The organism is Chryseobacterium sp. NRRL B-14798 (genome assembly GCF_050470705.1).
GTDB classification, from domain to species: Bacteria; Bacteroidota; Bacteroidia; order Flavobacteriales; family Weeksellaceae; genus Chryseobacterium; species Chryseobacterium cupriresistens.
Genome location: NZ_JBFLUL010000005.1, coordinates 738,811 through 754,157 on the forward strand (window position 1 = coordinate 738,811; position 15,347 = coordinate 754,157).

A 15,347-nucleotide genomic window follows, 5' to 3' on the forward strand; every position below is an offset into this window, starting at 1 on the left:
TCATATATATAATATATTAATATATAACAGTAAGTTTTATCATTGAAGTTTGGTATAAGCTTGTTTTAAAGTAAAAAACCACTGAATAATCAGTGGTTTCAGTGGAGTTGGAGGGATTCGAACCCTCGTCCAAACAAGCAATACATAAGCTTTCTACATGCCCGAAGATAAAACAGACCCATTGTTTTATGCTTATCTTTTAGAGTTCGGATACAATTTTGGGAACAATTTTGAATCGAAAATTTATGGCATCAGTTAGTTTTTTTAACAGGGGTAAAGTTGAAAACAAGTACAGTACAATTTGGGTACGATTAAGAGATAAGGAGATAGATGTAAAAGTGCCTATCTCACACTTAAAGTGTAAACCAAAAGATTGGAAAAATGGTAAATGTGTGATAAGTTCACGAAATACAGATAGTGATTTAGGTGAATTGAATATAGAACTTATTAGACTTGAAACAAAAATAATTTCAGATTATACAAGTTTTAAACCTGAAATAGATGTAAAAGGTTGGCTTGAAGCTGCTATCTGTCCCCAAAGGCTTGTTTCAGAAAAAGATGAACCACAATCTGACAATGTACTTTTATTTATTGATGATTACATTAACTTGAAGAAAGATATTGTAAGTGAATCAACTATTAAGAAAGCAAACGTTGTTAAGCAATTGATAAAACGTTACTGTGATGACATAAGAGTAAGAAAGAAGATATTTAAACATTTGAAGTTTTCTGACTTAGACAATTCCTTTAGAGTTGATTTTGAGAAGTATTGTTTACGAGAGAACTATAAAACATCCACTACTTATCGAAATCTCAAATTTCTGAAGATGATTTGTAGGGTTGCTGAGTCGCTTGATATAGAAGTTCATAAGCATACTTTTTTGTGGACTTTTGATATTGAAAAAGCTTCTAGGAATGTCCCTAAATCTATTTACTTGACTTTTGATGAATTAGATAAAATTGAACGAACAATAATGCCTAATGAGCACCTGGACAATGCGAGGGACTGGCTTCTTATAGCTTGCTATACAGGACAGAGAGTTAGTGATTATTTAAGGTTTAATTCCAGTATGATTATACGTGATGATGAGAATCAATCATACATTGAGTTTAATCAAATTAAAACGGGAACTAAAATGCAAATTCCAGTACTGCAAAAAGTTGAAAAAATTCTACTGAAAAGAGAGGGAGAATTTCCACGTAAAATATCTGATGTAAATCTTAATCTATATATTAAAGATGTCTGTGAGCTAGCTGGTATAAATGAGGTTCTATATAACGGAAAAGTTATGACGATTAAAAGGGACGGTTTACCTAGAATAACAAGGAAGGTATTTGGGAACTATCCAAAATATCAACTTGTAACCTCTCACATTGGACGTAAAAGCTTTGCTACAAATTTCTATGAGAAAATCCCAATAACGTACTTGTTAAACTTTACTGGGCATAAGACGGAAAGGCAATTGCTAGCTTATATAAGTAAAACTGATGTTGAGAAAGCAAAGTCAACAGCAAAGATTTTTAAAAGCCTTGGGTATTAAGATTCTTAGAATAGTAATAATTATTATTGATGATGTGCTAACACTATGACTTTATTGAAATTAAAATGTTGCTATCTCAAAGTGTTCTCAAAATGACAAAATTCAAATTATTTGACATTTGAGATAGCATCATTAAAGAAATAACTTTGATATTAGGATATCAAGGCTGTTCCGACAAGAATTCTCCAATATATTTATAAACCGTTCGGCTAGAAATTAGAATATTATACTTTTCTTCCAAAATATTACTAATTAATTCTGCTAATGCAGTTTTAGAACCAGTGCCAGCATAATGCTCTCCGTTATTCGTTAATTCCTTGATAAGAGATTTAACTAAATCTTTTATCTTTTTATTATCATTGGTGTCAATAGTGAATATTTCTCTTGGTATATCTTTCATATTTGAATCCGAAATATTCTTTATTTCCCTTTGCATTTCATTCAACTTTTCAATAATATATTGATTTTCGGATACTGTTTTAGTGTCTAATTCTTTGACAACAAATTTTCCGAAATCTTGTAAATACATTGAGTGATTAGCGTCTTTTGATTTTTCAAATGTAGCACGTAGTTTTTGAGATAAGTCTTTTTTAAATTGCTCAATAGATGAAAAACGTAAGTCTTTTCTATAATTGATGTGCTCTACTGGACTGGTATCAAATGAGTATCCAGTTTCGTCATCCTTTATTATTACTGCTGCTTTATCAAAGGCAAATCTTAATCCTAATTCAAACATTACATTTGGATTTTTTGAGCTTACATCACATATTACGATATCATCATCAAAAACATTTTGAACAATGGTTTTCTGGATTACACGTACATCTTCGCTTTCACTGACAAGTCTTGTTCTGAATCCTGCTTCTTCAGCGACAGATGTTATAATCTTTTTTACTTCCTTCCAGTGTCCTGTAGGGTAGCCGTCTGTATCAGCTATTGGCATAATTAAGCCGCAGACTGGACGGTTATCTTGTTCATTATTTTCAGTTTTCTCTTGTGATTTATTATCTGCGTCTAATTCTTCCTTTTCTTTAGTTGTCATGGTTAGATGTTTTAAAAACAAATATAAATAAAATACTAATGAAAAGTTAAATGATAAAATTGGATGTATCTTGAATAGTTTTTAACCTCATTTATTAGATTATTTAATGAGTAAATTGCTTACTGAAAATGTTGAAAAATCCACTCTGCTATTTGTTTTAATTAACTAATTGATAGTTAGTGTTTTAATATATTTTACACCACGTGTATGTGTCCACAAGATAAAATTTATAAGAAAATTCCCCCTTAAATATAGGAGGAATTATTTTTTTTTAAACAGTATAGAAGATGTATGTCCGTCTTTTGATTTATAAAAGATTTTGTTCCATAACAGTTACTTTGTAGTTTGGAATGCTCTGGATTTCTTTAAACCATTTATCATATCTTCTGTTCAATGGAATAATTTTTACTAAATCTTTGATTTCACCATCCTCTAGTTCATCAAATCGTTTTTCTAGTTTATTGCCCAGCGATTCACCTATAAGCTCTTTAAAGTGAGGATTTATAAAGTAAGTAACGTTGTATCTACCTAATTCATTACAGTTTAAGGCTACCTTGCAAAATGGAGTTATGAATTCCTGAACTCTGGTATGGTTAAACCAATTTTTATTTTCAGTATGAATGCACTCAATTCTGATTCTTAAATCATTAGCCTTTAAATATCCTTGAATTTTAATTAAAAACCTTTTTGTCTTATCATAATACTCTTTTGTGTTTTGATTCGATTTTTGAACCTCTAAAGAGGTAAAATTAACAAGTTTAGAATTGTGGTAGCTGTCTTCAAAAAAGTGAGCAAACATTACTGGGTTCAAATCGGGCATTCTCTCCTTCATTTCCAGAAACTCATAGATTACAAGTTTCTCAATGTATTCACCAGTTGTAAAACCACATTTTCTTAGTATGCTTTTAGTTTCCAGAATTTCAACAAATGTGGGGTAAATTTTACTACTGGTAGTATTCCTTTTTTTATTAACTCCATACCATTTTAGATAATCCATTACTACTTTTTGAAATGATGTAGAGTAGAGATTGTCTACAGGCGGAAACATATCACATCCCTGCTCTTGTACTGGCATTAGCCAATCATGGATTTTATCATAAAACTTACTTAAAGTTATCATGGTCGTTATTTGGCTTTTTCTGACTGTTAGTTACGATAGCCCCGATAATCCCAGCACCAACAATAAGAATAACTACAATCAAAACTGTATTATCACTACCATTATTGCTATTTTTTTGGTAGCCAGTATCTTTTTTGATGTAGCTTCCATCTGGCTGTTGATTATAATATTCATCAACATTAACTCTTTCACCTTGAAAAGATGGTGATTTGTCTTCCGGTGAACTGAATGGGTCTACCTCGTTATTCTGAGGGTTGGTTTGGATGTTTCCAGACTGATTATAACTTCTATTTTCATGGGTTGAGGTACTTTGATAAACATCTTCAAATTTTGGAGTTTCCAAATTCTCAACTTTTTCTAAAGACTTTTCTAGCTTTTGTCCGATTTTACTCTGTTTATTAGCTTTCAAGGCTTCATTGGCCATTTTAACACTCTCACTCTCTGTGTTATTCATACCTATTACAGGATTTATTGCTGAAGGGGATTCGTTATAATAGTCTCGCTGTGTTTGTGCACTGACAAGAACTGTAAACAAAACTAAGGGAAGTAATATTTTTTTCATATTAATTAAATTTTATAGTTGTTTATTCTTTATCCAAAAAGAAAGGAGTACTACCAACCCATTGAATCTTTGTATCACTGATTTTCTTGAATTTGTATTGCCCTGAAGAAGCACCTGCTGTTATTGTAAATTCATAGTAATAGTCTGAGGTCTGTTCTACTACTTTTGCAGGTTGCCCTGTTTTGGCTGTTTGCTCTAAAACAGCTTTATAACTGGTATAAGGAGTTACTAGAATAAAATCATCTGAATTGAATTTAAAATAAGGATTTGCACTTCCAGTGATTTTCCAACTGCCTTGAATCCATGCAGGGGGGTGAAAATATTGAGTTGTTACAGGGCTGTTTTGCTGTGGTGCTGTGGTGTCATCGTTACCAGAACAGTTAACGAAAGAAATAGCTACTGAAGCTATAAGAAATAAATGTTTCATATAAATTAAATTTTATTGTTCATAATCTGAGATATAAACAACAAAAAAAGTGAGGCACTTATCCATGTTAGTAATACAAGCTCGGCAAAGCTTTGACACATAACAGGAAAGTCCTCACCATTATATGGCAAGGAGCTAAACTGTTTGCATTTTGTGTCAAATTTGAATTTTGCCGATTCGTATTACAATTGCAAAAGTTTTCTCTTTTTTTTCGTTGAAGTACGACAAAGGTATTAAATCAATTCGAGTGTTTAAAATCTATTTCTTGTAAAATAACTTTTTGGTTATTTCAGAATGATAGAATCCTTTTTTAGAGTGAATTTCTAATACTGGAATCTAGCAACAATGTAATTCATGAGCAATTTGACTACTACTAAGCAGCAGAAGTCAATAATTTTTGAATTTGTTTTTTAGCATTGAAAAATGGCTGTATATCGTCAATGTCACCTCCGTATTGTTCCATTAATATTTCAGGAAGGTATTTAGCTATGGTTGTGGGGGAAGCCTTAGTCTCCGTCTGTATATCTTTAATTTTAAATTTTCTACCCTCGCTAAGCAGACCTGCAAAAGAATTACTTATTGTATGTTTTGTTAATTCTCCTACATATTTATTTCTATAAATTGCTGCATAGCTTTGTTTTTGTTTTGCTGTAAACTCCATTAAAGGGTCAAAAAAGAATCTCTTTTTCTGGTTGGGAATAAGCTTCCATATTTCTCTTTTGTCTAAAATACTCTTGCAAATAGACATTATATTACTCTCCGACATTGAAGGTTTGCAACAAGTTTGGTTTACTTTCCTTATAAACTCAATAAATCCTCCGTCAGATAATTCAGGATTTAAAGCAATAATCATTATTCCCAGATTAGATAATATAGTATTTCTCCTGCCATTATTAATGTTTTTGGGAATTATTGCCCTGGAATAAAGTAGCTTATTATCTTTTAAATCACAAACCCCTCTTTCATCATAGTTTATTGAAATCTGGGATTTCCTTTCTTCCAGATTATCGTACCTGATTGAAACATTTTCACCATTCCGGTTATAACTATAATTTTCTCTAAAGTTACTACTGGATTGGTGATTTTCTGTATTAATATCTGCAATGTCATCAGTAGACAGAAAACTACACTTTATAGTCTGTGCAGACTCATTATAGTATATATCTGGGTCAAATGAAAGAATATTAACCCTACTAATGCTATTTACTTTCGGGTCAAATGGAATGGACAAAAGCTCTGCTATATGCTTAAAAGCCTCTTTAAAATTACTTGAATTAACTCCTGAAACCTTAACAATACACCCGTAACCCGTATTACTTACACTCCTCCAATGAGCTGTGAAGTATTCTGGATTGAATTTAAAGTCTAAATTATCATCAATATCGAAATAAATATAGCCTGTAGACTGGATTATGTCTTCTGTTCTACGTTTACCGTTGGTGGTAAAATTCCAGAGAACACATGGCAGCTGGAACTCTTTTATTTCATCAAATTCCTTAGTTCCTTTCTCTAAGGTTCTTAATTTTTTAATTTTTTCTACTTCAGGTCTTGAATCATCTTTGATATAGCTAATCACTTCCTGAAGGTCTGAAAATTGGGTCTTTGAATAGGTTGTTTTTACATTTTTAAAAGTTCTGAACATAATCTTGTATTTTATTGATTTTAAATACAAGAATACAGTGGTTTTTGGGGGATTATTGAGGGATTATCTTTGTTTTTTTAAATTTATTTTACTGATTTTCAATTGGTTATAGTTGGCTTTAGGGGGATTGGTTTCTTTTATCCTAAGTTTATAACTACATTTCTGATTTCTGAGCTCTTTGAAACCTCACGATTTGTAACTTGTTTGTTTAAATCACTGATTCCTCCGGATATCTTTTTGGGTTTTAAATGTATTTTAGTTTTCTCGTTTGTATTAACTAAAAACCTATCTGATATTTGCTGGTAGAAATCCATATGTTTACTTGAAAACTTTTCTTTTAAATACCTTACTAAATAGTAGAACTCGTTCAAGTTATTTAGTTTTAGGATTATTTTATCTTCACCACTGTAATTAATATTTAATATCTCAAAAAATGAGTCACTAGAAATACAGGTGCTCAATAATTCATATGCTTTAAGCTCAGTATGTAGCTTTGTAATAAAGTGTAGGTCTAAACCAAAGATAGTTCTAAGGTTATCAATTTTAATCGTATGATTGATGTACTTATCATATTCATCATTAAGCATACGTATAATTCCTGTGTGTGCATCATTTATGATAGTAATAGTGATTCTCTGAATCTTATTTAAAGGAATATTGAAATCATCTTTACCATCTAACTTTTCTGTAAATCTAGAAATACAGTTCTTTAGAGATAAGATTGTGTTTTCATAGTACTTCTTTTGGCTCAGTTCTGTATTATAGGCTCTAAAGTTATTGGCAATAGTTGTAATGAAATCCTGCTGATAGTATTCTATTTCTGAAACTAATAAGGTCTCATACTTTTGAATTATGAAATTAATATTAGGCTGAGAGAGAAACTGTTCATAATCTATAGCTTCAAAATCGTAGTGTTCTGAATCTCCCTCAAAAGATTCATCATCTATTAATAAGTAATATTTTCTACTAAGTTGGATTTCATTATCCTGAAAGTTTATTTTAGAGATAATAAAATTATTTATCTTTTCAATTGTATCTATAAAAACCATACTGTAAATTATTGATTTATAATTTTCTTAACCTTTTGGACAGTTGCTAAACTAACTTTACACAGTTTTGCTGTATCTCTCAGAGATTGTCCTTTCTTTAGATATTTTACAACATCTTTATACTTCTCTAAAACCTGTTCATCTGTTTCCTTCGAGCCTTTGGCTCGTCCTTTGTACACGCCTCGTGCTATAGCTAGTTTTATGCCCTCTTGTTGCCTTTCCAGAAGTGAATTCCTTTCCATTTCAGCTATATTAGCCATTACTGATATAATTAGTTTAAAAGCTGAATTAGGCTTATTATTAACTAGGCTTTTCAACCCTAAATTATCGACTTCTAAAGTTATTTTCTTTTCATTTAGAAACTCTAAAGTAGCTAAAATATCAAATAGGTTTCTTCCTAGTCTGTCAATAGCATGCACCGAAATATAATCTATTAAACCAGCTTCAATATCTTCAAGCATCTTTTTGCCCTCTGGTCTTTGGCTGAATGGTGTAGCTCCACTAATGATGTCAATATAAAGCTTTTCATTAGGGTGGCTTTTATGTAATTGCCTCGCTGTATTCTGGTTTCCAGTAGAAACTCTTATATATCTTGCTTTCATTTGATTATAGTATAAAGCACCCTGATAACAGGGTGCAAGTTTATTATTAATTTCTGAAATAATGTCCGTTTGAGCATGCATAGTCAAACATGAAATTATATGCTGTTTTTTGCCAGTCTATGAAGATGTAAGAAGGAAGATTTTCTGGAATGCTACCATCTTGTTCTAACATTTCCTGTGTAAAGTCTTCATCTGAATTAAATTCTCCATAATATGAATCCTAAACCTTATCTAAAAGCTCCACTGTATCTTTACAATAATTACCAATACAATCTACGTAGGCTTCAATGATTTCAAATTCTAAGCCTGAATCATTTATTTTCTCTTCAATTTCGTAAATGTCTTTTGAAATGTGACATTCACTTATTAAACCCTGATTGATAAAGAATTTTGGTAGCTCATAATCCTGAAACATAAATTCCGGTTCTTCCTCATCGCTGTGAAGCTCTTTCATAGCTTGATAAAGTTCATCATAATCATCATAATCTGAAAGATTGAACCATTTTCCAAACAAGTTTCCGTTGTTGTACTTTGCATAAGTGCCACAGTAAACGGCACAATTGTCGAGACAATTTTGTAAATTTGCCATAGTCGATAATTTTAAGTAAGAGTTAAAATTTATTGATATGCCTAGTGATACGCCAATATTACTAGGCTTTTTTTATTTAAAGTAAATGTACAAAATCTTTTTCATTGTACCAAATTTAAAGTGGGTGTTTTTGATACGTTTTAAACCTTTTATACCATCGTTTTTAATGAATATTTAATGTGTCACATTTAGACTTTAGTCTAAAATTGAAACAACATCGAGAGATGGAATTTTTGTATTACTTTTTTGCTCTTTTTTGTTGGGGGGGATAACCTAAATAGAAATTTATAGGGGGGGATTTAATCTATATAGGAGGTTAGGCTGTCTACATTTTGTGTTTTCTTATTTTATAGGTATCTTTAGCTCTATTATTAACTATTATTACCAATTACCATGGCTGACAAGGACATCTTTATAAATAATAAACTTTTTCCAAAAGCGAGCGATATTTTTTCATTGTCTGGTTCTCCTGTTTCCTTGGTTAAATCCAAGTGTTTATTTGTCCTTGATACAAATGCTTTAGTTTTACCATATACTACTAGTTCTGAAAGTGTTGACGAAATAAAAAAGGTATATGTTCAAATAATTAAGGAAAAGAGATTATTTATTCCCGGGCAGGTTGCACGTGAGTTTGCAAAAACTAGACCCGAGAAACTGAAGGAGCTATTTTCAAAACTGACTAGAAAACGTAGTAAGACACAAAATCTTTACGATGGTAAATTTCCTTTGCTCAATGGGCTTCCAGAGTATGATGAATTAATAAATCAAGAAAAGGAAATTGATAAACAAATAAAAGAGTATAAACAAAAAATAGGTGCAATAATAGAACATGTAAAGAATTGGTCTTGGGATGACCCTGTTAGCCAAGTTTATAAATCATTATTTAAAGAAAATGTAGTAGTTGATTTAGAGATAAATGAAACGCAAATAGAAAAGGATTTAAAGTTTAGATATGAACATAAGATACCTCCAGGATTTGAAGATGAGAATAAGGCTGATAGAGGAGTCGGAGATTTGTTGATTTGGTATACAATTTTACATTTGGCAGAAACTTACAATAAAGATATTGTGTTTGTTTCTGGTGATGAGAAAAAGGATTGGTTCTATCAGAGTGAAAGTCAAGCTTTATATCCTAGATTTGAGTTAATTACAGAATTCAGAACTAAAGCACCCAATAAGTCATTTAACATAATTAAACTTTCTGAGTTACTCGGATTGTTTGGTGCGAATGATAATGTTGTAAAAGAACTTGAAATTGAAGAAAAAGAACAAAATTTTACTGAGATTACTCTAAATAATTTACTTAGTAAACCGACTACTCATAATGATATTGAGCAAAAAGTTAAAATGTGGTTGTTAGAAAATCATGCAGGTTCTTATGTGATGTCTAATGAGAATGGTTTTCCTGATATTGTTTTAAGTGATGATATTGGAAATGAGAGTGGTGTAGAAATTATTTATTCAAGAAGGCTCGATATAGACTTTAAGCATAGGCTATCAAACATTTTAATCAATTCAATCAAACATTCAAGGCTTCTCAATTACAAAAAATTAATAATATTTGTAGTTACTGGACCTATTGTATTGATGGAAGGTATTAATGAGATGATTTCTGAAATGAAAAATCAATATGAAACTAATGATTTGGAAATAGAAATATTATTAGGATATGTAAATAAGATAGGTAAACTTAATAGATTGTTATAAACTTTATTTTGTTTTAATTGAAAGAATATCAGCTTTCAAACTTGTAAACATTTCTTTTATCGTTTCAAAATCATTGCTGGGAGTTTCTAACTCCTTTGTATTGACACTTCCAGCAAACTCCCAAATCTCAATAATCTTATCCCATTCAATCTCATAAGGCTCGTAGAATACATTATCAGAACTTACAAATGTACCTGTACTATTAAGTTTACCAAACCTTTTGTAAACGATACCATCTCTGGTAACAAATATATAACTCTTGCCTTTTCTCAAGTAATCTTTACTTTCGATATACTTTCCTATAATATAAGTCCCATCATTATAAGGAGGCATAGAGTCTCCCTCAACAGGAAATGCTCTATACTTACCATTTCTCAAAAATGGAAGTGACATGTGCTGCAAACTGTCAATGTACTCAGGGTCATTATAGCCAGTGAGATAACCCATTTTCCCTTTGTGTGGAACTATTTCAATTTTATTTTCACCTGTCTTACCAACTTTAATTGGCAAAACAATTCGGTTATCAGGTAACTTTAAAATATCATCTATTGAGTACTTTTTTAAATCAACAGTCAACAATAAATCAATACTAACTTTGTAGTATCTGGAAATACTAACTAGAATATCAGGTGATGGATTATTAGCATCATCCTCATATTTAGCATATCGCCCACGAGTAATATTTATGGCATTTGCGACACTCTGTTGTGATGCTCCAAGCTTACCTCTCAAATACCTTATGTTTTCTGAAAAAATTGACATTGCTATAAATTGTAGCAACAAATTTAATCATTTATGATATAAAACGTAGTAATTTTGTTGCGTGAAACGGAATATTGTACATATGGATTTGGATACATTCTTTGTTTCCTGTGAAAGGCTTAAAAACTCAGAACTTGTTGGAAAGCCAGTAATTATAGGAGGTGGAGATAGGGGAGTTGTTGCATCATGTTCCTATGAAACAAGATTTTTTGGTGTAAGAAGTGCAATGCCAATAAAGATGGCTTTAAGACTTTGTCCTGAAGCAAGAGTAATTAAAGGAGATATGGAAATGTACTCCAATATGTCACATACTGTAACAGAAATTATTCAGGAAAAAGTTCCAGTCTTAGAGAAAGCTAGTATTGATGAATTTTATCTTGATTTATCAGGAATGGATAAGTTTTTTGGATGCTATAAATGGACTACTGAAATTGCATCTACTATAACAAAAGAAACGGGATTACCTATCAGCTTTGCATTATCAACGAATAAAACAGTTTCTAAGATAGGAACAGGTGAATCAAAACCAGTTGGTAGATTGGAAGTACAAGAGGAATTGGTAAGACCATTTTTAAATCCTCTTTCTGTAAAGAAGATTCCAATGGTAGGAAATCAGACATTTCAATTACTTTCGAGAATTGGTGTACGAACGATTCAAACACTTTCTGAAATGCCAGTTGAGGTATTACAACAGCTAATAGGAAAAAATGGTATTGAGTTATCAAGGAAAGCAAATGGAATTGATGAAACTCCCGTTATCCCTTATAGCGAAAGAAAGTCAATTTCAACAGAGAATACCTTTGCACAGGATACAATAGATATTCCAGTTATTAAAAGTATTATATCCGGTATGGTTGAGCATTTAGGATTTCAATTGAGAAAAGAAAAGTGGCTGACTTCAACTGTGGTTGTAAAAATTAGATATAGCAATTTTGATACTGAAACAAAACAATGCAGGATTCCATATACTTCAGCAGACCACACATTGCTCAAGTATGCATTGGAGCTTTTTAATAAGCTTTACACAAGGAGAATCAGAATCAGATTGATTGGAGTGAAATTTACAGGACTTGTACATGGTTGTCATCAAATGAATTTATTTGAAGATACGGAGGAGTTAATGTCATTATATCAAACTATGGACTATCTGAAGCATAGGTTCGGTAATGACAGTATTATGAAAGCATCTGGTTTTTTAAAATAATGTTATGTTTTTAAACTGTCATTCATATCATAGTTTAAGATATGGAACAATTTCCATTGAAGAACTAGTTCAACAAGGTGTTGAATCTGGAAATAGAGTAGTGGCTCTTACAGATATTAATACCATTACTGGAATTTATGACTTTTACAAGCTATGTAAAGAAAATGAAGTTAAGCCTGTGGTTGGTGTTGAGGTAAGAGTTGAAAATGAATTGTTTTACATCTGTTTAGCTAAAAATAGAAATAGCATTGGTGAAGTAAATAAAATTTTAACGGCTTATAATTGTGATGGAATTGAGATTCCTAAAACTAATCCTAAGCTCATAGATACCTATATTATCTATCCACTGAGTAATCTTCCTGAAGAACTTTTTGAGAACGAGTATATAGGTGTAAGACCAGAAGAGCTAAATCTTTTAATTAAACCTGAGTTAAATAAATTAATTGATAAAATGGTTGTTTTACAACCAGTGACCTTTCAAACCAAAAGAGAATACAATCTTCATAAGATACTACGAGCTATTGATAATAACACTTTACTGACAAAACTTTCAGTAAATGACTATTGTGGAGAGAATGAAAAGTTTATTAATGTTTCAGACCTTATAACAAAATACAGCCACTATCCAAGAATAGTAGAAAATACAAAACGAATTCTAAATGACTGTGAAATCGAATTTGATTTCTCCACTCCAAAGAATAAAAAGTACTATACGGATAGTAAGGAGAATGATTTTAAACTCTTAAAGCAACTTACCTATAAAGGATTAAAACAGAGATATCCTAATGATAAAGGTATTGCATTAGCAAGGGCTGAAAAAGAACTTGAAGTTATAGACCAGTTAAATTTTTGTGGGTATTTTCTTATTACTTGGGATATTATTCAATACAGTAATGAAATGGGGTTTATGCATGTTGGTAGGGGTAGTGGGGCAAATAGTATTGTTAGTTTCTGTCTAGGAATTACTGACATATGTCCATTAGAACTGGACTTGTACTTTGAGAGGTTTCTCAATCTAAATAGAAAAACACCTCCTGATTTCGATATAGACTGGGGCTGGGAAAACCGAGATACTATATTAGAATACATATTCAATAAATATGGAAAAGACCATGTAGCTTTTTGTGGAACCAATGTAGAGTTTAAATACAAGTCAATTTTTAGAGAAGTCGGAAAAGTCTTTGGCTTACCTAAAGAAGAACTAGATGTTTTAGCAAACAAATCAATAAACGAGCATGATGATAACTCTGTTTTTCGTTCGGTTTACAAATATGGAAAGTTGTTAGAGAAGTTTCCTAATCAAAGAAGTATGCATGCCTGTGGTGTGTTAATCTCAGAAGAGCCTATAACAAACTTTACTGCACTAGAAATGCCACCTAAAGGATTTCCTATAGTTCAGTTTGATATGCATGTCGCTGAAGATATAGGCTTTGAAAAGTTTGATATTTTATCTCAGAGAGGATTAGGAACAATCAATGATACAGTTAACTTAATCGAAGAAAAAAGAGGCATAAAGGTAGATATCAGAAATACAGCAATTTCTAAAGATGAGGTTAGAGCGAATGAGTTTTTAAGTAAAGGAAAAACCATCGGGTGCTTTTATATAGAAAGTCCTGCCATGAGAGGCTTACTCAGAAGGCTTAAATGTGATAATTATAAAGTTTTGGTTGCTGCATCATCAATCATTAGACCAGGAGTTGCCCAAAGTGGAATGATGAAAGAATATATCTTCAGGCATAATAACCCCGATAAATTTGAATATTTCCATGATGTCTTTGAAAAAGAATTAGGAGAGACCTATGGCATAATGGTGTATCAAGAGGATGTGATAAAAATTGCTTTGCACTTTGGAGGTTTATCAGCTCCTGATGGAGATATCTTGAGAAGAGCTATGAGTGGCAAAGGAAGGTCACTTTCAGCACTACAGAAAGTAAAGGACCACTTTTTCGAATCGTGTAAAGAAATAGGACATCCAGAGCAATTATCTAGAGAAGTTTACAGGCAGATTGAATCTTTTGCGGGGTATTCATTTTGCAAAGCCCATTCAGCATCTTATGCAGTAGAGAGCTATCAAAGTTTATATTTGAAGGTTTATTACCCTCTTGAATTTATGGTGTCAGTAATAAATAATCAGGGAGGTTTTTATAGAACAGAAGTTTACATACACGAGGCGAGAATGTCTGGTGCTAAAATTATGAATCCTTGTGTTAATAAAAGTGGATACAGAACAACTTTATATGATGATGAGGTATATCTCGGACTCATGCATTTGGAAAAGGTAGAAATTAGACTAGGACAGTTTATTCCAGAGGAAAGAAAGAATCACGGGGATTTTAAATCACTAGAAGACTTCATTAAAAGAGTTCCGGTAGGAATTGAAACAATACAAATATTAATCTTTATAGGGGCATTTAGATTTACGGGCAAACAAAAACATGAACTCCTTATTGAGGCGAGGTTTTTATTATCTGAGAGTAGATTTAATTGTAGGTATTTAACATTATTGGAAGCCTCCCCAAAGAATTACAAATTACCAAAGGTTGACAGACATAAGTTTGAAGATGCATTTGATGAAATTGAAATTTTAGGATTTCCTATTTCTTATAGCCCTTTTGATATTTTGCAGACAAAATACAGAGGTAGTGTTATGGCTAAAGACTTAACAAGCTATCATAAAAAAGAAGTAAAGATGCTAGCTTATCTAATCTCTAGAAAGCATGTGCCCACCAAGAGGGGAACGATGTTTTTTGGTACTTGGATTGATACTGAAGGGGAATACTTTGATACTGCTCATTTTGCTGATTGTCTTGAAAAATATCCATTTCAAGGAGGAGGCTGTTACTTATTGTTAGGAATTGTTGAGGTTGACTTTCACTTTCCTACAGTAACCATTAAAAAAATGGCAAAAATGCCTTTTATTCCAGACCCAAGGTACTCTCTTGATAAAGATATGGCTCAAAGAGTTCAAACTAATATTAAGGAAGATATCAGTATGACTTTTAGAAAACCATATCCACAGGAGCAAGAAATAGGGTTACCCAGACATAAAATGATATAATTACGGTTTTCCGTATTTCCATAAGAAAGATAGTTTGTAAAT

13 protein-coding genes are annotated in these 15,347 nt (G+C 31.6%); 4 read left to right on the forward strand and 9 right to left on the reverse strand.

The features are described 5' to 3' along the window. Nucleotides 1–245 precede the first annotated feature (245 nt). Nucleotides 246–1,541 carry a phage integrase SAM-like domain-containing protein gene (locus AB1278_RS03710; RefSeq protein ID WP_429812508.1) on the forward strand — a complete coding sequence of 432 codons (1,296 nt, stop codon included), beginning with the start codon at nucleotides 246–248 and terminating at the stop codon, nucleotides 1,539–1,541. Nucleotides 1,542–1,701: 160 nt separating this feature from the next. On the opposite strand, the gene AB1278_RS03715 is transcribed toward AB1278_RS03710, so the two are convergent. The 8 genes from AB1278_RS03715 to AB1278_RS03750 all read right to left on the reverse strand — a co-directional run bounded on the left by AB1278_RS03715 (nucleotide 1,702) and on the right by AB1278_RS03750 (nucleotide 8,574). Further along, complete coding sequence (locus AB1278_RS03715; protein WP_429812511.1) at nucleotides 1,702–2,583, reverse strand: RNA helicase; 882 nt, start codon at nucleotides 2,581–2,583, stop codon at nucleotides 1,702–1,704. 307 nt (nucleotides 2,584–2,890) lie between these two features. Next, nucleotides 2,891–3,703 carry a hypothetical protein gene (locus tag AB1278_RS03720; protein WP_429812514.1) on the reverse strand — a complete coding sequence of 271 codons (813 nt, stop codon included), beginning with the start codon at nucleotides 3,701–3,703 and terminating at the stop codon, nucleotides 2,891–2,893. Then, nucleotides 3,687–4,265 carry a hypothetical protein gene (locus AB1278_RS03725; protein WP_429812517.1) on the reverse strand — a complete coding sequence of 193 codons (579 nt, stop codon included), beginning with the start codon at nucleotides 4,263–4,265 and terminating at the stop codon, nucleotides 3,687–3,689. Before AB1278_RS03725 ends, AB1278_RS03720 begins: the two co-directional genes overlap by 17 nt. Before the next feature lie 22 nt (nucleotides 4,266–4,287). Then, nucleotides 4,288–4,692: a hypothetical protein gene (locus tag AB1278_RS03730; RefSeq protein ID WP_429812520.1), complete on the reverse strand. Its 405-nt coding sequence runs from the start codon at nucleotides 4,690–4,692 to the stop codon at nucleotides 4,288–4,290. Between the two features lie 373 nt (nucleotides 4,693–5,065). Further along, entirely contained in the window at nucleotides 5,066–6,334 is a 1,269-nt protein-coding gene (locus tag AB1278_RS03735; protein ID WP_429812523.1) for a BT4734/BF3469 family protein, read from the reverse strand. A 137-nt stretch (nucleotides 6,335–6,471) separates the two neighbouring features. After that, the gene (locus AB1278_RS03740) at nucleotides 6,472–7,383 is read right to left on the reverse strand and encodes a hypothetical protein (protein ID WP_429812527.1); all 912 of its coding nucleotides are present in this window, start codon (nucleotides 7,381–7,383) and stop codon (nucleotides 6,472–6,474) included. 8 nt (nucleotides 7,384–7,391) lie between these two features. Beyond that, nucleotides 7,392–8,066 carry a recombinase family protein gene (locus tag AB1278_RS03745; protein WP_429812530.1) on the reverse strand — a complete coding sequence of 225 codons (675 nt, stop codon included), beginning with the start codon at nucleotides 8,064–8,066 and terminating at the stop codon, nucleotides 7,392–7,394. A 139-nt stretch (nucleotides 8,067–8,205) separates the two neighbouring features. Further along, complete coding sequence (locus AB1278_RS03750) at nucleotides 8,206–8,574, reverse strand: antirestriction protein ArdA (protein ID WP_429812533.1); 369 nt, start codon at nucleotides 8,572–8,574, stop codon at nucleotides 8,206–8,208. A gap of 393 nt (nucleotides 8,575–8,967) precedes the next feature. On the opposite strand from AB1278_RS03750, the gene AB1278_RS03755 reads away from it, so the two are divergent. Then, nucleotides 8,968–10,281 (forward strand): PIN domain-containing protein, encoded by a 1,314-nt coding sequence (locus tag AB1278_RS03755; protein WP_429812536.1) that lies wholly within the window; start codon nucleotides 8,968–8,970, stop codon nucleotides 10,279–10,281. 3 nt (nucleotides 10,282–10,284) lie between these two features. Here the strand turns inward: AB1278_RS03755 and AB1278_RS03760 are convergent, their stop codons facing one another. After that, nucleotides 10,285–11,043: an XRE family transcriptional regulator gene (locus tag AB1278_RS03760; RefSeq protein WP_429812538.1), complete on the reverse strand. Its 759-nt coding sequence runs from the start codon at nucleotides 11,041–11,043 to the stop codon at nucleotides 10,285–10,287. 61 nt (nucleotides 11,044–11,104) lie between these two features. Here AB1278_RS03760 and dinB point away from each other — a divergent pair, with 61 nt between their 5' ends. Together dinB and AB1278_RS03770 are read left to right on the forward strand one after the other, a co-directional pair. Further along, nucleotides 11,105–12,247 carry a DNA polymerase IV gene (gene dinB, locus AB1278_RS03765; RefSeq protein WP_429812541.1) on the forward strand — a complete coding sequence of 381 codons (1,143 nt, stop codon included), beginning with the start codon at nucleotides 11,105–11,107 and terminating at the stop codon, nucleotides 12,245–12,247. 4 nt (nucleotides 12,248–12,251) lie between these two features. Beyond that, on the forward strand, nucleotides 12,252–15,305 hold the full coding sequence (locus AB1278_RS03770) for a DNA polymerase III subunit alpha (protein WP_429812544.1): 3,054 nt from the start codon (nucleotides 12,252–12,254) through the stop codon (nucleotides 15,303–15,305). The last annotated feature ends 42 nt before the right edge of the window (nucleotides 15,306–15,347 follow it).